Genomic DNA, 21,048 nt, shown 5'->3' on the forward strand with positions numbered 1-21,048 from the left:
ATGGGCCGGTTCAAGGCGTGGCTGGGCGCCCGCATCTGGGATCAGTGGTGTCATCGCGGGCCGTTCGCGGCGGCGATGTATCCGCTGTCGCTGGCCTATGCCGGAGCGGTGGAGTGGAATCGCCATAGGCTGGAGCAGGCCCGGCGGGGCATCACGATCCCGGCCAAGGCCGTGATCGTGGTCGGCAACCTGACGGTGGGTGGCAGCGGCAAGACCCCGATGACCATCTGGCTGGCGAAACGGCTGGCGGATGCCGGGTATCGGCCGGGGATCGTCAGCCGGGGCTACGGCGGGCGCGGGGACGTCGCAGGGATTCGCGTGACCCCGCTTTCCGACCCCGTGGTGGTCGGGGACGAGCCCCTGCTGATCGCACAGCGCACCGGGGTTCCGGTACAGGTCGACCGCGATCGCGTGCGCGGGGCTCAGGCGCTGACCGACCAGGGCGTGGATGTGGTGATCGCGGACGACGGGATGCAGCATCACCGTCTGCCGCGTGACATTACCATCCTGATGATCGACGGCAAGCGCCGGCTGGGCAACGGTCTGTGCCTGCCCTCCGGGCCGTTGCGCGAGCCGAAGACCGCACGGGAGCGGGCGGACTTTGTGCTGGTGACCAGTGGCGAGCCTGGCCCCGGCGAGTTTGCGATGGAGCTGGTGCCGTCCAGTCGCCTGCAGCGCGTGGATGGCCAGGGCGAGGGCTACAAGCCGCACCGCTTTGCCCGTCGCGATGCCCATGCGATTGCCGGCATCGCCGACCCGGAGCGTTTCTTTCGCATGCTCGAGGCGGCCCATATCGACATCATCCGCCACCCGTTTCCGGATCATCACCGCTTTCGTCCGCACCAGATCCGCTTCGGTGACGGGCTGCCGGTTCTGATGACCGAGAAGGATGCCGTAAAATGCCGGGCGTTCGCGCAGGAGAATCACTGGTACTGGCCGATTGCGGCCCGCGTGCCGTCCGCCTTCGAGTCGGCTTTGCTGGCCCGTCTGGAGACGGTCGCCCGAATCAAGAAGACGCTGATCTGACCGCGTCGCAACTACTATTGGGGTATTACATGGACAAGCGTCTGCTCGATATTCTCGTCTGCCCGGTGACCAAGGGCCCGCTCAAGTACGACCGCGAGAACCAGGAACTGATCTCCGTCTCCGCCGGTCTTGCCTATCCGATCCGCGACGAGATCCCGGTGATGCTGGAGGACGAGGCCCGCGCGCTGTCGGACGAGGAAAAGGAACGCTGGCGCGCCGCCTGAGCGTTCCGTGGCCGCCTTCCACGTCGTGATCCCGGCCCGGATGGCCTCCAGCCGCCTGCCGGGCAAGCCGCTGGCAGCCGTCGCCGGGTGCCCCCTGATCGCCCATGTGATCGCCCGGGCGAAGGAGAGCCGGGCCTCGCGGGTGATCGTCGCGGCGGACGACGAGCTTATCCTCGATGTCGCGCGCCAGTGCGGGGTCGAGGCGTTTGCCACCGAGGCGGATCTGCCCTCCGGTACCGACCGCATCGCGGCAGTGGCGGCCGCCGAGGGCTGGGGCGACGAGTCCATCGTGGTCAATCTGCAGGGTGACGAGCCGCTGACCCCGGGGCCGCTGCTGGATGACCTGGCCCGCCTGCTGGCCGACACCCCGGACGCGGACATGGCGACCTTCGGCGTCCCGATCGTCCGCCCAGAAGACCTGGCCGACCCGAACCAGGTGAAGCTGGTCACCGATGCGTCGGGGCGTGCCCTGTATTTCTCGCGCGCCCCGATCCCCTGGGATCGCGAGGCCCATCGGGAAGGCCGTGCCCCGGCGCTGGATCAGGCGACCCGGCATCTCGGCGTCTATGCCTACCGTGCCGGCTTTCTGCGCCGAATGAGTGCGGAGGCACCCGCTGCACTCGAGCAGCTCGAGCAACTCGAGCAACTGCGGGCCCTGGCCATGGGTGCCTGGATCCAGGTCGGCCGTCGCGGCGAGGCGCATCCGCCGGGTGTCGATACCCCGGAGGACTTAGACCGGGTAGATGCCCTGCTGTCGGGGCGGGCGCGTGTCTGACCACGGATTCTCCGGGTTTCCGCAGACTTGGGGCGCCGCTCCTGCTACCATCGTTGATTGATTCTGAAACCCCCGGCACCAAGCGCCGGGGCGACCCCGGAGCACGCAGAGACCACCATGCTGCAAGCAATTCGCGACCGGGCGAGCGGCTGGCTCGCCTATGTGATTATCGGCCTGATTACCATCCCCTTTGCTGTCTGGGGGCTCGGGGAATATTTCGGTGGCTCCGGCCCGCTCGTCGCGGCCGAGGTCAACGGGACCGATATTCAGGTGCGTGACGTGCACAACGAGGCGCGCGCACAGCGGGACCAGATGGCCCGCATGTTCGGTGGCCAGATCCCGGATGACCTGCTCGACGAGGAGGGCATCCGCATGCAGGCGCTGGAGACCCTGATTCGCCAGGAACTGCTGCGCCAGGCAGCCGATTCGGCGGGCTTCAAGGCCGCAGGGGACAGCATCTTGCGCGAGATTCGCGGGATGCCGGTGTTCCAGGAAGGTGGCCAGTTCAGTCGCGAGCGCTATGCCCAGTTGCTCAATGCCCAGCGCCTGAGCCCGTCGGACTTCGAGCGCGACATCGGCCGGTCGATCATCCTGTCGCAGCTCCAGGGTGGCATCCAGGCCACCGGCTTCCCGGCCGATGCAGTGGTGGACGACTTCAGCCGCTTGCGCAACCAGACGCGTGTGGCCAGCTGGCGCGTCTTCCCGGTCGATGACTTCGACCAGCCGGACGTGGTCGACGACGAGGCGATCGAGGCCTATTACGAGGCCAACCAGGACGATTTCACCACCGAAGAGCGCGTGCGCATCGCCTACCTGCAGCTCGACCCCGAGTCCCTGGAAGACGCGGTGGATGTGTCCGAGGACGATATTCGCCAGCACTACGAGGTGAACCGCAGCCGCTACGAAGAACCGGAGCTGCGCGAAGTGCGCCAGATCCGGATTCAGGACACCGGCGAGGAAGGCGAGGCGAAGATCAACGAATTGCGCGATCGCCTGGACGATGGCGAGGACTTTTCCGAGCTGGCCGAAGCGTATTCCGAGGACAGCCTCAGTGCCGACCGTGGCGGCAGCCTTGGCGAGATCGCCCGGGGCGACCTGGATCGCACGCTCGAGACCATCATCTTTACACTGCCCGAGGGGCTGATCAGCCGCCCGGTGCGTACCGACCGGGGCTGGTTCATCCTCGAGGTGACCTCGATTCAGGAGGCCCGCCCGCAACCGTTCGAGGACGTGCGGGACGAGGTTGAACGCGATCTGCGCGACCGCAGCGCCGAACAGATGCAGATCGACGCCCTGGATGACCTGATGGGACAGGCCGCCGAATATCCGGACAGCCTGGAGCCGGCCGCCGAGGCGACCCGTCTGGAGATCCAGACCAGCGACTGGTTTACCCGCGGCTCCGGCGACGGTATCGCTCAGCACCGTTCGATCCGCAATGCGGCCTTCGATCCCCGCGTGCTGGAGGATGGTCACAACAGCGAGGCGATCGACCTGCAGGATGGTTCGACCATCGTGCTGCGCATCGAGGAGCACGAGCCGTCCGAGGTCCGTCCGCTGGCCGAGGTCGAGGACGAGATCCGCGAGCGTCTGCGGCGGGAGGCGGCCGCCGATGCCGCCCGCGAAGCGGGTGAGGAGCTGATCGCACGGCTGCGCGACGCCGACGACTGGGCGGATGCCATCGAGGACGACGACGCCTGGCAGATGGAGCGCGAGGTGCGCCGGGATTCGCCGGTAGATGGCGATAACGGCGTGCCCGGTGGCTTGCAGCAGCACCTGTTCCGCCTGTCGGCTCCGGGCGAGGACGCCGTCGAGATCAGCGGCACGAGGCTGGGGAGTGGCGACTTTGCCGTCGCGATCCTGCATGAAGTCCGGCTGGACGAGCAGGAGGCGGACGAGGCGATGCGCCAGCAGGCCCGCGAGCTGATGCGCAATGCCTATGCCAGCGCCGAGTTCCGCGCCTATCTGGCCTGGCTGGAGTCCGAGGCGGATATCAAGCGTTATCCGGAGAACCTGGACTAGTCGCGCCCAGCGGGCGGTTCACCGGAACCGCCGAACGTAAAAAGGCCCGGTCCGCGAAAGCGGGCCGGGCCTTTTTCGTGGGTCGCGTACCCCGCCAGCCGGCCGGGGCGGGAGCTTAACTGTCCTTGTCGAGTCCGATCTCGGCGGCGCCCAGGCCGACGGTGTTGTAGCCCGAGTCGACGTACATCACCTCGCCGGTGATGCCGGAGGCCAGGTCGGAGCAGAGGAAGGCCCCGGCATTGCCGACCTGCTCGGTGGTCACGTTGCGGCGCAGCGGCGCGTTCGCCTCGACGTGGTCGAGGATGCGCTTGAATTCGCCGATGCCCGAGGCGGCCAGCGTGCGGATCGGGCCGGCGGAGATCGCATTCACGCGCGTGGTTTCCGGGCCCAGGGTGTAGGCGAGATAGCGGACATTGGCCTCGAGGCTGGCCTTGGCCAGGCCCATAACGTTGTAGTTGGGCATGGAGCGTTCGGCGCCGAGGTAGCTCAGGGTCAGGATGGAGGCGTCGCGGTCCTTCATCATGCCGCGTCCGGCCTTGGCCAGGGCCGCGAGGCTGTAGGAGCTGACGTCGTGGGCGATGCGGAAGCCGTCGCGGGTCATGTTGTCGAGGAAGTCGCCGTCCAGTTGCTCCTTCGGGGCGAAGGCGACCGAGTGCACCAGGATATCGACGCCATCCCAGTAGTCGTCCAGGCGCTCGAAGACCTGTTCGATCTCGCGGTCGTCCTCGACGTTGCAGGGCACGAGAATGTCGGAGTCGAAATCGGCGACCAGCTTCTCCACACGGTCGCGCAGCCGCTCGTTCTGATAGGTGAACGCGAGCTCGGCGCCCTCGCGATGCATGGCCGACGCAATGCCGTAGGCGATGGAGCGGTTACTGGCTACGCCGACAATCAGCGCGCGCTTGCCCTTCAGAAAACCCATGTGAATCTCCTTGAATCTGGTTCGTGCCGGCGCCCTTGAAAAGGACCGCCCCGTGGCGGCCGGACCGGGCGGGAACCCAGTGCCGACGCGACTGTCTCGGGATCATACCGATGTGCCGCGGGTCGGGCCAGCAAGAATGGGACAACGCCGGTGAGACCGGCTGACGGGATTGCTATAGTGCGCGAAGTGCGGTCTGCATCGTTTGTCCCTGGGGGAGTGCGGACGTCGGTGCCACTCAAGAGCGGAGGCCTTGTGAGTCGTCATTTTGGTTGGATTGTCACCCTGATCGTGCTGGGCATCCTGCTGTTGCTGGTCATGGTGCAGGTGGATCGCCAGTGGCAGCGCATGGCCGCCATGCAGAACATGATGAGCGAGCAGGCGCGCGACCTGCGCGCTCTCCGCCGCAGTCTGCAGAGCCTGGAATCGGATCTGGCCGAGGGACGTTTTGCGACCGGCGACGGCGAACGCGCACCTCGGGTTACGGAAGTGCCCTCGGCATTCGAGCGGGCGGCCGAGGTGGCGGGGCGCGAGGATTACGCGGAGGGCGACTGGCTGGTGCAGGCCTTCGGTACCGGGCTGGCGACGATCACGCCCTACGTCTCAAGCGACGCCTATGCCTCCGAGGTCCAGAACTACGTTCTGGAGTCGCTGGTGCAACGCCATCCGGAGACACTGGAATGGCAGGGCCTGCTGGCCGCGTCCTGGGACTTCGATGAATCCGGTCAGGAGCTGACCTTCCAGCTGCGCTCGGGCCTGCAGTTCTCCGACGGAGAGCCGCTGACTGCCGAGGATGTGGAGTTCACCTTCAACTTCCTGATGACCGATGCAATTGCGGTGCCGCGCGCGCGGGCGTTTCTGGAGAAGGTCGAGAAGGTGGAAGCGGTGGACGAGCGCACCGTCGTATTTACCTTCGAGGAACCGTACTTCGACGCCCTGCGAGTCGCCGGTGGCCTGGATGTCCTGCCGAAGCATTTCTACGAGCGCTATCTTGACGAGCCCGAGACCTTCAACGAGTCGCGCGGGATCCTGCTGGGTTCCGGCCCCTACCGGCTAGAGGACCCGACCGGCTGGACGCCGGATGCCGGGCGGATCGAACTGGAGCGCAATCCGCGCTACTGGGGGCCGGTGGAGCCCTCGTTCGACCGGCTCGTCTGGCGCGTGATCCAGAATGACTCGGCGCGCCTGACGACCTTTCGCAACCGCGATATCGATGTCTACGGCGCCCGGCCGCGCGAATATGCCCGGTTGCGTGATGACGAGGCCCTGCGCGAGCGGGCGGATACCCATGAGTACATGAGCCCCACCGCCGGGTATTCCTACATCGGCTGGAACCAGAAGCGCAATGGCGAGCCGACCCGCTTTGCCGATCCCCGTGTGCGCCGGGCGATGAGCTATCTGACGGATGTCGATCGCCTGATCGAGCAGGTGATGCTGGGGTATGCCGAGCGCGCGATCAGCCCGTTCAGCCCGCGCAGTGACCAGCACAACCCCGACCTCGAGCACATCCCCTTTGACGTCGATCGCGCGCTGGAGCTGCTGGCCGAGGCCGGCTACTCCGAGAAGAACCGCGACGGGGTGCTGGTCAACGAGGAGGGTGAGCCGTTCTCGTTCGACCTGGTGTACTTCCAGGACAACGAGGACACCCGCCGCATCGCCTTGTTCCTGCGCGATCTGTACGCGCGCGCAGGGGTCCATATGCGGCCGCAGCCGACCGAGTGGTCGGTGATGCTGGAGAAGCTCAGCCGCCAGGACTTCGATGCCATTACCCTGGGCTGGACCAGCGGCGTGGAGGTGGATATCTACCAGATGTTCCACTCCAGTCAGACGGTCTCAGGTGGTGACAACTTCATCAACTACGAAAACCCCGAGCTGGATGCCGTGATCGAGGCCGCACGCGGCGAGGTGGACGAGGACGCGCGCATGGAACACTGGCGCGAGGCCGAGCGGATTCTGGTGGAGGATCAGCCGTATACCTTCCTGATGCGGCGCCAGACCCTCGCCTTCATCGACCGACGCATCCAGAACCTGGAGCAGACGGCGCTCGGCCTGAACCTCGGGTTTGTGCCGGTGGAGATCTACGTCCCGTTCGACCAGCAGCGGTACGGGCAGTAGCCGCATGCCAACCGGGGCCGGAGTGCCAGAGAACCCGCGCACGCCATGCTGACCTACATCCTGCGCCGCCTGATGCTGATGGTGCCGACGCTGTTCGGCATCACGATCGTGGTCTTTGCCGTGATGGCGGCCGCGCCCGGTGGCATCAGCGCGCTGACCCTGATCGAGGGGCAGGGCCTGGAGCCGCAGGCGCAAAAGGCGATGGAGGAGTACTACAACCGCCTCTATGGCCTGGACCAGCCACCGCCGGTGCAGTACGGGCGCTGGTTGAACAACATCTCGCCGGTCGGCTTTGCCCAGGATGAGGACGGCTCGCTGACCGGCTGGCCCAAGCTGAAGGCCCCCAATCTCGGGACCAGCTTTCGCTTTGGCCGGCCGGTGTCCGACCTGATTGCCGAACGTCTGCCGATCACCCTGCTGTTGAATGTGCTGTCGATACCACTGATCTACATCGTGGCGGTGGCTGTCGGGGTGCGGGCGGCCACCCAGCAGGGACAGGCCTTCGATTCCCAGTCCGGGGTGGTGCTGCTGGCCCTGTGGTCGGTGCCCACGATGCTGGCGGGCGTTCTGCTGATCGGTTTCTTCGCCTCCGATCAGTTCTGGCAATGGTTCCCGACCGGGGGGTTGAGCCAGCGTGCGGCGCTGGACATGACCTTCCTGCCAACGGTGGAGGTGGCCTGGGCCATACCGCTGCTGCTGGTGCTGCCGTTTCTGGGGGCGGCGCTCGGCATTTATCTGGCGCGCTACCTGCCGGCGCTGATCCGGGGCGGGCTCGGTGCGGCTGTCGGGGCCTTCTGCGGCTGGCTGATGTTCAGTGACCTGGCCCCGGCGGGCTGGATCAGTACGACGGTTGCCATGGCGATCGGTGTGGTGCTGGGCTGGCTGATGGCGCACAGTGACTGGGGCGTGCTGCGTGGCTTCTACCTGGGCACGGTGGGCCTGGCCGCGGGGTTCGCGATAGCGCTGGGCCTGGCGCCGGGCAGCATGGTCCCGGGTTTCCTGCTCGATCGCGCCTGGCACCTGGTGCTGCCGGTGCTGTGCCTGTCCTATGGGGGGCTCGCCTTCCTGGCCAAACTCTCGCGTTCGTCGGTGCTGGAAAACCTGAACTCGGACTACGCCCGCACCGCGCGTGCCAAGGGCGTGCCCGAGCACGAGGTGCTGTGGCGGCATGTGTTCCGCAACAGTCTGTTACCGCTGATCACCGTCTCGGCCACCCTGCTGCCGTCGCTGCTGGCCGGCTCGGTGATCGTGGAGGCAATCTTCTCGATCGACGGGATGGGCAAGCTCGCGGTGGAGGCGGTGCAGACCCGCGACCGTGAACTGGTGCTGTCGATCACCCTGATCTCCGGCGTGCTGACCCTGGTTGGCTATCTACTGGCGGACCTGGCCTATGCCATTGTCGACCCGCGGGTGAGCTATGACTGAGTCGGTGCAGCAGGTCGAGGGCCGTCGCAGCCGCTCCTGGGCACGCCGCGTGGTCGGAGAGGTACTGCTGCGCTGGGGGGCGCGGCTGGGGATCGGCTGGATCGCGCTGCTGACGCTGGTCGCGATCCTGGCGCCCGTGCTGGCCAGCTCGCACCCGCTGCTGGTACAGACGGCGGACGGCTGGTCCATGCCCTTTCTGCGCTACCTGACCGCGGCGGATGTCACGCTGTTCGGGATGCTGGTACTGGCGGGCGTGTTCTGGCTGTTGCCCGGCCGGCCCTGGCGGCGCTTTGTGCTCTGGGGGGTGCTGAGTGCGATTCTGGGGGCGGTGGCCTGGCAGACGGTCTCGTCCCCCTCGCTGGTGATCTACGAGCAGTACCGCGAGGCCGAGGCGCAGGGCGAATACCAGACCGTGATCCGAGCGCCGATCCCGTATTCGCCGCGCGACTACCTGCGGGATTACGCGGACACCGGGCTCGAGGCCCCGCGCGAGGCCCCCGATCGCGTGCACTGGTTCGGTACTGACGACAATGGCGCGGATGCCCTTTCGCGCATGATCCATGCCTCGCGCATCGCCCTGTCCATCGGCTTCATCGCCACCGGGATCGCACTGGGGATCGGGGTGATCCTGGGCGGGTTGATGGGCTATTTCTCGGGAATCGTGGACATCATCGGCATGCGCCTGGTGGAGATCTTCGAGGCCATCCCGACGCTGTTCCTGCTGCTGACCTTTGTCGCCTTCTTCGGGCGATCGCTGTACCTGATGATGCTGATCATCGGCCTGACGTCGTGGTCCGGCTATGCGCGCTATGTGCGCGCGGAGTTCCTGCGCCTGCGCCAGCAGGACTTCGTGCAGGGGGCGATCGCCTCCGGGCTGTCGCTGCCCTCGATCCTGTTCCGCCATATGCTGCCGAACGGGATCGCGCCGATCCTGGTGGCGGCCAGCTTTGGCGTGGCCTCCGCGATCCTCGCCGAGGCCACGCTGTCGTTCCTGGGCCTGGGGCTGGTGGACGAGCCCTCCTGGGGGCAGATGCTGAACCAGGCGGTGCAGAGCTCGACCTTCAATTGGTGGATGGCGGCCTTCCCGGGGGGCGCGATCTTCCTGACCGTGTTTGCCTACAACCTGATTGGCGAGGCCCTGCGCGATGCGGTGGATCCGCACTCGCGCTCGGCTGCCAAGGCGGCCAGCCATGCCGCGCCAGCCCGCCCGGCCGCCTCGGGCGCCACCAGCGGGGGGGTGCGCTAGGCCATGCTCGAGGTACGCAACCTCCGCATTCGGCATCGCGACAGCGAGGCACCGCTGGTCGAGGACATCAGCTTCTCGATCCGCGCGGGCGAGATGTTCGCGCTGGTGGGCGAGTCGGGGTCCGGCAAGTCGATCACCGCGCTGGCGATCATGCGGCTGCTGGATGGGGGCTTCGAGCCTTCCACGGGGGAGGTCTGGCTGGCCGGCCACGGCACTCGTCAGGAACTGCTGGGCCTGCCGGACCGCGTGATGCAGCAGGTCCGTGGGGACCGGGTAGGCATGATCTTCCAGGAGCCGATGACTTCGCTGAATCCGGTGCTGACCGTGGGCGACCAGATCGACGAGGTCCTGCGCCTGCACCGTCCGCAGATGACCCCGGCCGAGCGCGAGGCGCGGGTGCTTGAAGTGCTGCGCGAGGTCCAGCTTCCGAACCCGGAACAGCGGCGTCACGACTATCCGCACAAGCTCTCCGGGGGTCAACGTCAGCGCGTGATGATCGCGATGGCGCTGGTGGCGGAGCCGGATCTGCTGATTGCCGACGAGCCGACCACCGCGCTGGACGTGACCATCCAGGCCGAGATCCTGAAGCTGATCGATCAGCTTCGCGAAAAGAACGGGATGGCCGTGCTGCTGATCACCCACGACTTCGGCGTGGTGGCCTCGGTGGCGGATCGCGTGGCGGTCATGCACAAGGGCCGGCTGGTGGAACAGGGCGAGTGCCACCCGCTGCTGCGCGATCCACAGGATGCTTACACACGCAAGCTGATCGGGGCCCTGCCGGAGAACCTGCCGGCCTTGCCCTCCGTGCCGGGGGCCGGGCGCGAGACGCTGCTGGACGTGCACGATTTGCAGGTGCACTTCCCCGTGCTCAAGGGCCTGATGCGCCGCCAGGTGGATGTCGTGCGTGCAGTGGACGGCGTGTCGTTTCAGCTCGAAAACGGCGAGGTGCTGGCCGTCGTGGGGGAGTCCGGCTGCGGCAAGACCACACTGGGCCGCGCCATCCTGCGCCTGATCGAACCCACCGGCGGCGAGATCCGCTATCGCGACCAGCCGCTGACCGGGATGCCGCGCAAGCCTTTGCGGCGGCTGCGCCGTCATTTGCAGGTGGTATTCCAGGACCCGGCCTCGTCGCTGAACCCACGCCTGAATGTGATGACCCTGCTGACCGAACCGATGGCCGTCCACGGGATTGGCGAGGATCAGGAAGATCGCATCGAACGTGCCCGGGCGACCCTGGACCAGGTCGCGCTGCCGCCGGATACGCTGTGGCGCTATCCGCACGAGTTCTCGGGCGGTCAGCGTCAGCGTATCGGCATCGCCCGGGCCCTGGTGCTGGACCCGGACGTGATCATTTGCGACGAGGTGACCAGCGCGCTGGATGTCTCGGTGCAGGCGGAGGTCCTGCAGATCCTCGGACGGCTGCGGGTCGAGCGCCGCCTGGCGCTGATCTTTATCACCCACGACATGGGGGTGGTCGAGTATTTCTCCGATCGCATGCTGGTGATGCACGATGGCCGCATGGAGGAGATCGGCAACACCGCCGAGGTGCTGGCCAATCCGCGTGCCGATTACACCCGGCACCTGCTGGAGGCCGTCCCCCGGGTCTCGCGCTACGTGCAGTAACCTGCGCCGCGTCGGAGGGTGTTTAACTCGCCTCGTGGGTGCCGAAGGCGCGGGCGCGCAGGGTGTTGTCCAGCAGCATTGCCACGGTCATCGGTCCGACCCCGCCGGGCACCGGCGTAATCCAGGCGGCCTTCTCGGCGGCCGCGTCGAACTCCACATCACCGCACAGGGTGCCGTCCTCGCGACGGTTGATGCCGATGTCGATCACCGTGGCGCCGGGCTTGACCCAGTCACCCTTGACCAGGCCCGGCTTGCCGGCCGCCGCGATCAGGATGTCGGACTGGCGCGCGATGCCGGCGGTATCCGGTGTGAAGCGGTGGCAGATGGTCGGGGTGGCCCCGGCCAGCAGGAGTTCCAGGGCCATCGGGCGGCCCACAATATTGGAGGCGCCGATCACGCAGGCGGTGCGGCCCTTGAACGGTTCGTCCAGGTGGCGCAGTAGCTGGATCACGCCCCAGGGGGTGCAGGGGCGCAGGCGCGGGATCCGGGCGACGAGCCGGCCGACGTTGTAGGGGTGGAACCCGTCGACGTCCTTGGCGGGCGATATGCGCTCGATCACCGTCTCCGGATCGATATGGCTGGGCAGGGGGAGCTGCACCAGGATGCCGTCGATGGTGCGGTCGGCATTGAGCTGGTCGATCAGGGCCAGCAGGTCCGTCTGCGGCGTGCCCGAGGGCAGATCATAGGAATGCGAGACCACCCCCACCTGCTCGCAGGCCTTGCGCTTGTTGCGCACATAGACCTGGGAGGCGGGATCGGAGCCGACCAGCACCACGGCCAGGCCCGGCGGACGCAGGTCGCGGGCGGTCATGGATTCGATCTCGGTGGCGATGCGGGCGCGATGGGTCTGGGCAATCGCGCGGCCGTCGATGAGCTGGGCGGTCATGGGAGGCTCTGTCTCGGAAACTGGCCGCGATCATCCCACGCGCGCGGGAGCGCCTCAAGCCGGGCGGGTTGTGTACCGCGTCGGAGCGGCCTCAGCCGACCGCCGTGAGGTTCGATCGGTCATTGCCCGCTTCGCAGCGATTGCGGCCGCCGGCCTTGGCACGGTAGAGGGCATCGTCCGCCCGCTGGATCAGGAAATCCGCGTTGTCGCGGGAGTCGGGCGCAGTATCGAGACTGGCGGTCCCCACCGAAACCGTTACGTACAGTTCGTCCGGGGCGCAGGGCGGTACATGTTCATGGCCCTTGAGTACGACCGGAGTCCGGGCGATCTCGTTGCGCAGCTTCTCGGCCAGTTGCAGCGCAGCATCCAGGTGGGTGTGTGGGGCGATGACGACGAATTCCTCGCCGCCGAAGCGTGCTGCCAGGTCTACGCGGCGAAGGTTTTGCTGCAGGCGCAGGGCGATCGACTGGAGGATGTAGTCGCCCGCCAAGTGCCCCAGGCGGTCGTTGATGGCCTTGAAATGGTCGATGTCCAGCATTATCACCGATAGTGGCTGGCCGTAGCGCCGCGCGCGCGCGACTTCGTCGTCCAGGCGCCGGTCCATTTGGCGGCGGTTGCACAGGCCGGTCAGGGGGTCGGTAATCGACTCGTGCTCGAGTCGGGTGATGCGGCGGATACTCTCGACCGAGCTGTAGGACAGACGCACCACGCTGCAGACGAAACAGCCCCCGAGGAGGAAGATGATCGGCACCAGCAGGTCGGGGATGGCCTGGTACATCCCCCAGTTCAGCGGGATGTACCCGAGATAGCCGAGGGTGAAGACGGGGATCAGCAGGAACATCAGCAGCCAGCCCGTACGGACGCGGCTCTCTGGCAGTTCGTGCAGCAGGCGGGCGAGGTTCCACTGGGCATAGATCAGCCCTGCTGCACCCAGCACGATGGCCCCGTTGGCGATCCAGTTGAGCATGTCCCTGTCCCCTGCACGCAATCCCGGCTTGCGTGCGTCAACGTACCACGGAAACGTGTATGAAAGAACAACGTTTCTAACCCCTTGTACCTTGACCGCGGGCGGTGGCAGCGCTACCATCCTGCGCTCGCTGTGTAGGCCCTTTAGCGGGGACGGCTCGACGGGGTATAGCGCAGTCTGGTAGCGCGCCTGCTTTGGGAGCAGGATGTCGGGGGTTCGAATCCCTCTACCCCGACCACCCCTCCCGGCCAATGGTTTGCAGGCAGGCTCGAGATCAGGCGTGGCACCTCGACGTTCGGCGGTAACGCGCTCGTAGCTCAACCGGATAGAGCATCGGCCTTCTAAGCCGACGGTTGCAGGTTCGAGTCCTGCCGGGCGCGCCAGAGCCGCCCTGTGGCAGTTGCCTGGACAGTGACACGGTGGTGACCGTAGCTCAGTTGGTAGAGTCCCGGATTGTGACTCCGGTTGTCGTGGGTTCGAGTCCCATCGGTCACCCCATCCCCTTTTTCTTGGGGGCCGTTAGCTCAATTGGTAGAGCAGTGGACTCTTAATCCATTGGTTGTAGGTTCGATTCCTACACGGCCCACCATCTCCAAGTCTGACCTTCCGCGTTTGGTCCGTATTTTGTGTTCCCTCGGGCGGTCTCGTCTGTTTGGGTCCGGCTGTGCCTGTCGGTGCTGACCCGCACTCGATTGTCGGGTGTATCGGGCGGTATTCGGTCAACCTTTTTCGGCTGATTTCGTAGCGATCTACCGACAGCGTGATGGCGCCCTCAGTCGTTCGTCTGACAGCGTGATTTCCCCCCCAATTAGCCTGCCATTCAGGTGCTAGCCTCCCCACACGTTTGCGGTGCAAGGCGAGCCGAAAGGTTCGGCAAGTACACCGCGCCCGGTTGCTGACACATTGGAGGCCTGAATCATGGCGGTACTGGATCGTAGTCTGGAGAACTTGCTGCGACTGCCGCGCGGCAAGAAGCAGGGATTGATGGTGCTGGCGGACATCGTGATGCTGCCGCTGGCGCTGTGGCTGGCCTTTGTGATTCGCACGGGACAGCCGCTGCCGCCCATGATGGTCGAGGCCTGGTGGCTGTTTGCCCTGGTCCCGGCGGTTGGTGCGCTGGTGTTTGCGCGCCTCGGCCTGTATCGAACGGTCGTGCGTTTCATGGGGGCCCGGGCGGTACGTGCGGTGATCGTCGGGGTCTCCGCGCTGGCGCTGATGATCTGGGCCTCCGCCGAGCTGACGCAGACGCCCGGATTCTTCGGGGCGGTCGCGGTGAACTTCGCCCTGCTGGCCTTTGCCCTGGTGGCGGCGGGCCGATTTGCGGTGCGCAGCTGGTACCAGGCCGTGTCCGATGCGCGTACCGGCAGTGAGCGCGTGGTCATCTTTGGCGCCGGCGAGGCAGGAGTTCAGCTGGCCTCCGGGCTGCAGTCCAGCGGGCGTTTCCGGGTGATGGCCTTCATCGACGAGGACCCGGCGGTCCAGGGCCGCTCGATCGATGACATCCCGGTCTGTGGCCGCGAGTCCCTGGGTACTCTGGTGGAGCAGTGTGGCGTGGGCCGGGTGTTGCTGGCGGTGCCGTCGGCGAGCCGTGCCGACCGCCGGCGCATCCTCGAATGGCTGGAGCCCTATCCGCTGCATGTGCAGTCGGTGCCCTCGCTGGAGGCAGTCGTCTCGGGCCGGGCCCCGCTGGATCAGCTGGAGGACCTGGATGTCGCCGACCTGCTGGGCCGCGATCCGGTGCCGCCCAACGAGGCCCTGCTGGCGCGGAGCATTCGCGGACGCGTGGTGATGGTCACCGGGGCCGGGGGTTCTATTGGTTCGGAGCTCTGCCGCCGCATCCTCAGTCTCGAGCCGGCCGCCCTGGTACTGTTCGAGCGTAACGAGTTCGCGCTCTACCGGATCGAACAGGAGATCACGCAGCGCCGGTCGTCCATGCAGTCGGGTGTCGAGGTGCACGCGGTGCTGGGCTCGGTCGCCAACCAGGCGCGAGTCGAAGAGGTCCTGCACCAGTATGGCGTGCAGACGCTCTACCACGCGGCGGCCTACAAGCATGTGCCGCTGGTCGAGGGCAATCTGCTGGAAGGCCTGCGCAACAACAGCCTGGGTACCGCCGTGGTGGCCGATGCGGCGATCGCGGCCGGCGTCGAGCGATTTATCCTGGTGAGCACGGACAAGGCTGTGCGGCCCACGAATGTGATGGGCGCGAGCAAGCGCCTGGCCGAGATGGTGCTGCAGGACCGCGCACGCCGTCAGAACACAACGGTGTTCAGCATGGTGCGCTTTGGCAACGTCCTGGGTTCTTCCGGATCCGTTGTGCCCCTGTTCCATCGCCAGATTCGCGAAGGCGGGCCGGTCACGGTGACTCACCCGGAGATTACCCGCTACTTCATGTCGATCCCGGAGGCCGCCGAGCTGGTGATTCAGGCCGGGGCGATGGCGCAGGGGGGCGAGGTCTATGTGCTCGACATGGGCGAACCCGTGCGCATCATCGATCTGGCCCGACGCATGATCCGTCTGCATGGCCATCAGGTCCGGGAGGACGAGGCCGAAGGGGAAGGCATCGCCATCACCTGTACCGGCCTGCGTCCCGGCGAGAAGCTCTACGAGGAACTGCTGATCGGGGATAACGTGGAAGAGACCCCGCACAGCAAGATTATGCGTGCACGCGAAACCTGTGCGGAGCCGGCGGTTCTCGCCCGCGCCCTGCGCACGCTGGAGAAGGCCGACCGCGAGCGCAATGCCCAGGCCGCGTTCGAGGTGCTTCGCGAGATCGTCGATGGTTACGAGCCGGGCCACGACGAAGAGGCCACGCATAGTACCCCCGCACCGGTCGGTCGGCCCCGTCCGGCTCCGGCGCCGACCGTGCGTCCGGCGGCAGTCGCCTATGCACGGGTGGCCGATTCGGTTCCACGCTAGGGCAAGTGAAGTCCTCTGGAGGAGAGGCGGATGATCCGGGTTTCCCTGGGCGAAACCCGGATCAGTCGCGTCCGGCGCGTAGGGCGATGGCCAGCAGGAGCAGGGGCAGGTAGCCGATCACGACACCGGCAGCACCCGGTAGCTGGTTGGCAACGACCAGGACCGCAATGGGGAGTAACCAGAGCAGGTTGATCGCGGCGACACCCAGGGCCACCGGGATATGGGACCCGAACCGGTGGGCGGCATGCTGGTAGGCATGGCTGCGATGGGCCTCGTAGACCCGCATTCCCCGAAACAGGCGTACGGCCAGTGTCGTGGTGGCGTCGACAATGAACACGCCCAGCAGGATCAGCCAGGCGGCCAGGAAGTTCGTGTCCAGCCCCGCTGCTTGCATCGACAGCAGACCCAGCAGCAATCCGAGCGTGCCACTCCCGACATCCCCCATGAAGATCCGCGCCCGCGGAAAGTTCCAGACGAGGAATCCCGTACTTGCCGCGGCCAGCAGCGCCGGCAGCCACCAGGCGTGCGCATCCCCCCACCCAAAGAGCAGGCCGGCCATGGCCAGACAGGCCGTGACCGCCTGAATGCCGGCCAGACCGTCGATGCCGTCCATGAAGTTGTAGAGGTTCAGCAGCCAGACAACGTAGAAAAGCGCGAGTACATGGCCGATCCAGCCGGCATCGATCTGGACGCCGACAATCGCCACCGTTGGCAGCCCGCCTAGCCAGGCCAGGCCCCAGGAGGCCGCAAGAAAATGCACCAGCAGTCGCCAGCGTGCGGCCAGGTGACCGTGGTCGTCCAGCCAGCCGACCCAGGCGACGGCGCCCGCAGCCCCGATCAGGGCGGCGGCGGTCGGCAGGTCGACCCAGCCGATCCCGGCGGAGAGCAGGATTCCGAGCAGAAAGACCAGTACCAGTGCCAGGCCGGCACCGCGTGGTGTGGGGGTCTGGTGAGAGCTGCGTGCGCCGGGGATGTCGACCAGCTGCTGCGCCAGGGCGTAGCGGCGAATCCAGCCCGTGATTACCACCACCAGCGCGAAGGCGGTCAGCAATCCGATGGTCTCGATCACGTAAGGCATCCCCCATGGGTCCCGGCTGGCGGCCCCGGGCGGGCAATCGGATTGATGCCGCCCCGGGCCGGATGCCGCGCATTGTGGGGGAAGGGGAGATGGGACTCCAGCGCTTGGCTGGTAACCGTCGAGCTGGTAACCGCCGACCTAGTAACCAGCGACCGGGTCGACCGGGGTCACCGGGGGCTCGCCTTGCGCCATCGCGCGGGCATTGCGGATGAAGATCTCCAGCGCACGTTCCATATAGTGCGGCGAGGTGCCCGAGACATGGGGTGTGACGAGGACGTTCTCCCGGTTCCACAGCGGTGACTGGGCGGGAAGAGGCTGCTGCTCGAAGACATCCACCGCCGCACCGCGCAGGTGTCCGGCATCCAGCGCCCGGGTCAGCGCCTGCTGATCCACAACCCCGCCGCGGGAGATGTCCACCAGCACGGCGCCCGGCTGGAGCCGCTGGAACTGGGCTTCGCCGATCCGGTGCCGGGTGTCCCGGGTGAGCGGCAGGCATACGATCAGGTCGTCCACCTCCGGCAGGCGGTCCTCCACGCTATCCAGGGCAATGACCTCGTCGGCGCAGTCATGGGGGCGCGGGTTGCGCTGGACACCGATCACGCGCATGTCGAACGCCCGGGCCCGGCGCGCCACCTGGGTACCGATATGCCCCATGCCAAGCACCATGGCGGTGCGCCCGGTCAGCTCCCCGAGCCAGCAGCGCTCCCAGCGCTTCTCGCGGCTTTGTGCGTTGAAGCGGTCGAAGTGCTTGGCGAAATAGAGCATGGCCCCGATCGCATACTCGCTCATCGGGGCGCCGTGGACGCCACTGCTCTTGGTCATCAGCAGGCCATCCTTGGGGAATGGCATGTCCCAGATCTTCTCGACCCCGGCGGACAGAAAGTGCACCCAGCCATAGCGCGACAGGCGGTCCAGGGCGTCGGGCAGCCAGGGCAGGGTGGGGGCGATCACGGCATCGACCTCAAGCCCCTCGGGTATGGCCTCGGGCTGGCCGGCGAAGGTCAGCGTGGTGCCGGGCAACGCCTGCTGCAGGCGGGCCTCGATCGTGTCCTGCTGCTTCTCCAGAACCTCCGGTTTCTGCAGGAACAGGGTGTGGCTCAGGCGCATGCACGGCTCCGGTTGTGCATGCGGGCGGCCAGCCGGAAGATGCGGCTGCGGACCTCGTCGCGGTTCTCCAGCAGTGCTTCCGCGGGGGCTGCGCGAAACTGCTGTTCCGCGGCCTGTAGCCGCTCCAGCTCGCCGCGCAGGCGCGCCGTCCCGGTGGCCGGGTCTTCCTGGCTGACCACCTCGCGGAAGGCGCGCGAAAGGATGACCCATTCGGACCCAAGGCGCACGTGTTCGCCCAGGATGGACTCGGCCGGGACCTCGCCCTTGCCCACCGCGCCGACACCCCCGAACCCGAACGCGATGCCCGCCTCGCGGCACAGGGCGGCCGGCACCTCCAGCATGCCGCCGGCCAGCGGTTCGAACAGGAAATCGAGCCCGGACGCCAGGCTGAGATCGTTCAGGCCGATATGAATCTGGTCCTGTGGCCCGAGCAGGGGCAGGTAGGACGGCAGTCGGATCAGGGCCTGCGGGGTCTCGACCAGCAGGGTCACCGGCACCTGTCCGCCGACGGCGTCGAGAAAATGCTGCACCTCGTCGATGCGGGTGAACATCGGCAGCATCAGCCGGTCGGCGCCGGCCTCGATCGCCTGACGGACCTCGGACGGCGTTTGTGGTGCCGGCGGATTGATGCGGACCATCAGCTCTGCGCTCGTGAGCACGCTGGAGATGCGCCGGACATCGTCGAGCGTGTGGCGCGCCTTGTGGGTATCCAGATGGCCCTGGCGTTCGGCCTTCCCGCGGGTCTCCATGTCGACAAAGATCCGTGCGATCCCCGCTGCCTCGGCCTGCCGGGCCACATCGGCGGAGGCCGTAATGAACATGTGTTTCAGGGTGGAAGTCATTCCATGTTCCCTTGCTGTCGGTTACGCAACGAATCGCGATAGGTACGCCAGTTGATCCCGGCCTCGCCGTAGATCCCCTGGCCGGTCAGGACGACGTAGACCGTCTTGATGATGAGCCCCAGGTCGTACAGCAGGTTGTGCTGCGCGGCGTATTCGGTGTCGGCCTCGAGCTGCTGGATCCAGCCCAGCGTGCGGCGACCGCGGACCTGGGCCAGTCCGGTCAGGCCGGGACGCACCGAAAACCGGGAGGCGTAGGAGGGGGGCACGACCTCTACCTGTTCCGGCAGGATCGGGCGGGGACCGACCACGCTCATGTCGCCGCGCAGGATGTTCCACAGCTGCGGCAGTTCGTCGAGACTGGTCGCCCGCAGCCAGCGCCCTACGCGGGTAATGCGCGGGTCGACCCCGGTGCTGACCACCTGTTCCTGGTACTGGTCGATCGCGTCCGGATCGCGATCCACCATGGTGCGGAACTTCAGTACCCGAAACGGCTGTCCGTTGAAGCCGATGCGTCGCTGACGAAAGAGGGTCGGCCCGGAGCTGTCGAGGCGAATCGCAATGGCGATCAGCAGCAGCAACGGGGCCAGCACGAGCAGCACCGCCATGCTGGACAGGATGTCGAACAGGCGTTTGAGGGTGGCGTTCATGCGAGCTCCATCGTTCGAAGAATGACGCGGTTGACCTGCCCCACCTCGTACTTTGCCTCCACCCGATCGCGCGAGGCCCGGGCCATGCGGGGCAACAGCTCAGGGTGGTCGAGGAGCCTCTGCATGGCATCCGCCAGGGGCGCGGAGGTCCGGGGTGGGACGAGGAGGCCGTTCTCGCCGTCGACGACGGTCTCGCGGCAGCCCGGGGCATCGGTGGTGATGATCGGGCGGCCCACGCTCATCGCCTCCAGCACCGAACGCGGGGTGCCTTCGCGGTAGGAGGGCAGGACGAACGCGGAGGCCTTCTGGAGCCAGGGTCGAACATCGGCCACGCCGCCGACGAACTCGACGATGCCTTCGCGCTTCCAGGACTCGACCTGCTCCGCCGAGATCGTGTGCGGAAGGTCCGGGTTATGGGGGCCGACCACCACGAAGCGGGCATTGGGGTGTTGCGTGTGAACCTGGCGCGCGGCCTTCACGAACTCGAGGATGCCCTTCTCGGTGAGCAGCCGGCCGACAAACAGGAACAGCGGGTCGCCTTCGGGAAGGGGATGCTGGGCGAAGCGGTCCACGTCCACCCCGGAGCCGTTAATGCGGACGACCCGCTCGGTATCCGGCAGCACACCTCGATCGAGGAAATCCTGGAGGTCATCCGGGTTCTGGAAGAACACGCGATCGCAGCGGGCCAGGGCCTGGCGATACAGGCCGGAACTGATCGTGCGCAGGATGCGCGTGCGCCAGGACTCGGTGGTAAAGGCATGCCCGAGACCGGTAATCATCGCGTAGACCCGCGGGACCCCGGCCCAGCGGGCGGCCAGAGAACCGTACACCACGGGCTTCACGGTATAGCTGAACACGGCCTCCGGCCGCAGGCGGCGCATCAGTTGGGTCAGGGCGAAGGTCGTGCGCAGGTCTTCAATCGGGTTCACACCGGTACGGCCCAGGTCGAATGGGTAGATCGGGATGCCCAGTTCTTCGACTTCGGGCAGGTAGTCCTTGCGCGGGACGGCAGCGGCCACCGTTTGGCCGCGGCGGCGGATCTCGCGGATCAGGTCCCCGCGGTTGGCGATCAGCGACCGGGCATTGGCCGCCACGATCAGGAGGTCGATCCCGCTGTGTTCCCGCGACTCGCTTTCCCGTGCGGCCCGTTCTGTATGGGGGGGGTCCCCACGCAGGGTGGTGGCCACCCTGCGGTGCTCGGTGTTCTGCATGTCTTTTGCTCCTGTTCCCGAG

17 protein-coding genes and 4 tRNA genes are annotated in these 21,048 nt (G+C 66.8%); 13 read left to right on the forward strand and 8 right to left on the reverse strand.

Annotated features, from left to right (window positions below):
- The 4 genes from lpxK (at position 1) to C936_RS0107545 (ending at position 4,044) form a co-directional block, all read left to right on the forward strand.
- Positions 1–1,026 (forward strand): tetraacyldisaccharide 4'-kinase, encoded by a 1,026-nt coding sequence (gene lpxK, locus C936_RS0107530; protein ID WP_018174670.1) that lies wholly within the window; start codon positions 1–3, stop codon positions 1,024–1,026.
- 29 nt (positions 1,027–1,055) lie between these two features.
- Entirely contained in the window at positions 1,056–1,250 is a 195-nt protein-coding gene (locus C936_RS0107535) for a Trm112 family protein (RefSeq protein WP_018174671.1), read from the forward strand.
- A 7-nt stretch (positions 1,251–1,257) separates the two neighbouring features.
- A complete protein-coding gene (kdsB, locus tag C936_RS0107540) occupies positions 1,258–2,025 on the forward strand; it encodes a 3-deoxy-manno-octulosonate cytidylyltransferase (RefSeq protein ID WP_018174672.1) in 768 nt (255 codons plus the stop codon).
- A 117-nt stretch (positions 2,026–2,142) separates the two neighbouring features.
- A complete protein-coding gene (locus C936_RS0107545) occupies positions 2,143–4,044 on the forward strand; it encodes a SurA N-terminal domain-containing protein (RefSeq protein WP_018174673.1) in 1,902 nt (633 codons plus the stop codon).
- A 115-nt stretch (positions 4,045–4,159) separates the two neighbouring features.
- Here the strand turns inward: C936_RS0107545 and C936_RS0107550 are convergent, their stop codons facing one another.
- Positions 4,160–4,966 (reverse strand): enoyl-ACP reductase, encoded by an 807-nt coding sequence (locus tag C936_RS0107550; RefSeq protein WP_018138759.1) that lies wholly within the window; start codon positions 4,964–4,966, stop codon positions 4,160–4,162.
- A gap of 252 nt (positions 4,967–5,218) precedes the next feature.
- Here C936_RS0107550 and C936_RS0107555 point away from each other — a divergent pair, with 252 nt between their 5' ends.
- From C936_RS0107555 to C936_RS0107570, 4 genes are read left to right on the forward strand one after another with little or no spacing between them, the layout of a single operon-like run.
- Positions 5,219–7,078: a peptide-binding protein gene (locus C936_RS0107555; RefSeq protein ID WP_018174674.1), complete on the forward strand. Its 1,860-nt coding sequence runs from the start codon at positions 5,219–5,221 to the stop codon at positions 7,076–7,078.
- Between the two features lie 45 nt (positions 7,079–7,123).
- The gene (locus C936_RS0107560; protein ID WP_018138757.1) at positions 7,124–8,503 is read left to right on the forward strand and encodes an ABC transporter permease; all 1,380 of its coding nucleotides are present in this window, start codon (positions 7,124–7,126) and stop codon (positions 8,501–8,503) included.
- On the forward strand, positions 8,496–9,749 hold the full coding sequence (locus C936_RS0107565; protein WP_018649049.1) for an ABC transporter permease: 1,254 nt from the start codon (positions 8,496–8,498) through the stop codon (positions 9,747–9,749). Before C936_RS0107560 ends, C936_RS0107565 begins: the two co-directional genes overlap by 8 nt.
- Positions 9,750–9,752: 3 nt before the next feature.
- On the forward strand, positions 9,753–11,372 hold the full coding sequence (locus C936_RS0107570) for an ABC transporter ATP-binding protein (RefSeq protein WP_018649048.1): 1,620 nt from the start codon (positions 9,753–9,755) through the stop codon (positions 11,370–11,372).
- 22 nt (positions 11,373–11,394) lie between these two features.
- Here the strand turns inward: C936_RS0107570 and folD are convergent, their stop codons facing one another.
- Together folD and C936_RS0107580 are read right to left on the reverse strand one after the other, a co-directional pair.
- The gene (gene folD, locus C936_RS0107575) at positions 11,395–12,258 is read right to left on the reverse strand and encodes a bifunctional methylenetetrahydrofolate dehydrogenase/methenyltetrahydrofolate cyclohydrolase FolD (protein ID WP_017925872.1); all 864 of its coding nucleotides are present in this window, start codon (positions 12,256–12,258) and stop codon (positions 11,395–11,397) included.
- A 91-nt stretch (positions 12,259–12,349) separates the two neighbouring features.
- A complete protein-coding gene (locus C936_RS0107580) occupies positions 12,350–13,225 on the reverse strand; it encodes a GGDEF domain-containing protein (RefSeq protein ID WP_018174677.1) in 876 nt (291 codons plus the stop codon).
- Positions 13,226–13,386: 161 nt separating this feature from the next.
- On the opposite strand from C936_RS0107580, the gene C936_RS0107585 reads away from it, so the two are divergent.
- The 5 genes from C936_RS0107585 to C936_RS0107605 all read left to right on the forward strand — a co-directional run bounded on the left by C936_RS0107585 (position 13,387) and on the right by C936_RS0107605 (position 16,141).
- A tRNA-Pro gene (locus C936_RS0107585) sits at positions 13,387–13,463 on the forward strand.
- A 68-nt stretch (positions 13,464–13,531) separates the two neighbouring features.
- Positions 13,532–13,608, forward strand: a tRNA-Arg gene (locus tag C936_RS0107590).
- A 39-nt stretch (positions 13,609–13,647) separates the two neighbouring features.
- Positions 13,648–13,723: transfer RNA gene (locus C936_RS0107595), tRNA-His, on the forward strand.
- Positions 13,724–13,738: 15 nt separating this feature from the next.
- A tRNA-Lys gene (locus C936_RS0107600) sits at positions 13,739–13,814 on the forward strand.
- A gap of 329 nt (positions 13,815–14,143) precedes the next feature.
- Positions 14,144–16,141 carry a nucleoside-diphosphate sugar epimerase/dehydratase gene (locus C936_RS0107605; RefSeq protein WP_018138753.1) on the forward strand — a complete coding sequence of 666 codons (1,998 nt, stop codon included), beginning with the start codon at positions 14,144–14,146 and terminating at the stop codon, positions 16,139–16,141.
- A 61-nt stretch (positions 16,142–16,202) separates the two neighbouring features.
- On the opposite strand, the gene C936_RS0107610 is transcribed toward C936_RS0107605, so the two are convergent.
- The 5 genes from C936_RS0107610 to C936_RS0107630 all read right to left on the reverse strand — a co-directional run bounded on the left by C936_RS0107610 (position 16,203) and on the right by C936_RS0107630 (position 21,026).
- On the reverse strand, positions 16,203–17,219 hold the full coding sequence (locus C936_RS0107610; RefSeq protein ID WP_018138752.1) for a glycosyltransferase family 4 protein: 1,017 nt from the start codon (positions 17,217–17,219) through the stop codon (positions 16,203–16,205).
- 138 nt (positions 17,220–17,357) lie between these two features.
- A complete protein-coding gene (locus C936_RS0107615; protein WP_018138751.1) occupies positions 17,358–18,326 on the reverse strand; it encodes a D-2-hydroxyacid dehydrogenase in 969 nt (322 codons plus the stop codon).
- Positions 18,317–19,168 (reverse strand): aldolase/citrate lyase family protein, encoded by an 852-nt coding sequence (locus C936_RS0107620; RefSeq protein ID WP_018138750.1) that lies wholly within the window; start codon positions 19,166–19,168, stop codon positions 18,317–18,319. Before C936_RS0107620 ends, C936_RS0107615 begins: the two co-directional genes overlap by 10 nt.
- On the reverse strand, positions 19,165–19,815 hold the full coding sequence (locus tag C936_RS0107625) for a sugar transferase (protein WP_018649047.1): 651 nt from the start codon (positions 19,813–19,815) through the stop codon (positions 19,165–19,167). Before C936_RS0107625 ends, C936_RS0107620 begins: the two co-directional genes overlap by 4 nt.
- Positions 19,812–21,026 carry a glycosyltransferase family 4 protein gene (locus C936_RS0107630; RefSeq protein ID WP_018649046.1) on the reverse strand — a complete coding sequence of 405 codons (1,215 nt, stop codon included), beginning with the start codon at positions 21,024–21,026 and terminating at the stop codon, positions 19,812–19,814. Before C936_RS0107630 ends, C936_RS0107625 begins: the two co-directional genes overlap by 4 nt.
- Between the last annotated feature and the right edge of the window lie 22 nt (positions 21,027–21,048).

It is taken from the genome of Thioalkalivibrio sp. ALJ4 (assembly GCF_000377225.1).
Classification (GTDB): Bacteria; Pseudomonadota; Gammaproteobacteria; order Ectothiorhodospirales; family Ectothiorhodospiraceae; genus Thioalkalivibrio.

Coding starts and splice junctions, on each gene's coding strand:
- lpxK (WP_018174670.1), top strand. CDS start 1: ATGGGCCGGTTCAAGGCGTGGCTGGGCGCCCGCATCTGGGATCAGTGG.
- C936_RS0107535 (WP_018174671.1), top strand. CDS start 1,056: ATGGACAAGCGTCTGCTCGATATTCTCGTCTGCCCGGTGACCAAGGGC.
- C936_RS0107545 (WP_018174673.1), top strand. CDS start 2,143: ATGCTGCAAGCAATTCGCGACCGGGCGAGCGGCTGGCTCGCCTATGTG.
- C936_RS0107550 (WP_018138759.1), bottom strand. CDS start 4,966: ATGGGTTTTCTGAAGGGCAAGCGCGCGCTGATTGTCGGCGTAGCCAGT.
- C936_RS0107560 (WP_018138757.1), top strand. CDS start 7,124: ATGCTGACCTACATCCTGCGCCGCCTGATGCTGATGGTGCCGACGCTG.
- C936_RS0107565 (WP_018649049.1), top strand. CDS start 8,496: ATGACTGAGTCGGTGCAGCAGGTCGAGGGCCGTCGCAGCCGCTCCTGG.
- C936_RS0107570 (WP_018649048.1), top strand. CDS start 9,753: ATGCTCGAGGTACGCAACCTCCGCATTCGGCATCGCGACAGCGAGGCA.
- folD (WP_017925872.1), bottom strand. CDS start 12,258: ATGACCGCCCAGCTCATCGACGGCCGCGCGATTGCCCAGACCCATCGC.
- C936_RS0107580 (WP_018174677.1), bottom strand. CDS start 13,225: ATGCTCAACTGGATCGCCAACGGGGCCATCGTGCTGGGTGCAGCAGGG.
- C936_RS0107605 (WP_018138753.1), top strand. CDS start 14,144: ATGGCGGTACTGGATCGTAGTCTGGAGAACTTGCTGCGACTGCCGCGC.
- C936_RS0107610 (WP_018138752.1), bottom strand. CDS start 17,219: ATGCCTTACGTGATCGAGACCATCGGATTGCTGACCGCCTTCGCGCTG.
- C936_RS0107615 (WP_018138751.1), bottom strand. CDS start 18,326: ATGCGCCTGAGCCACACCCTGTTCCTGCAGAAACCGGAGGTTCTGGAG.
- C936_RS0107620 (WP_018138750.1), bottom strand. CDS start 19,168: ATGACTTCCACCCTGAAACACATGTTCATTACGGCCTCCGCCGATGTG.
- C936_RS0107625 (WP_018649047.1), bottom strand. CDS start 19,815: ATGAACGCCACCCTCAAACGCCTGTTCGACATCCTGTCCAGCATGGCG.
- C936_RS0107630 (WP_018649046.1), bottom strand. CDS start 21,026: ATGCAGAACACCGAGCACCGCAGGGTGGCCACCACCCTGCGTGGGGAC.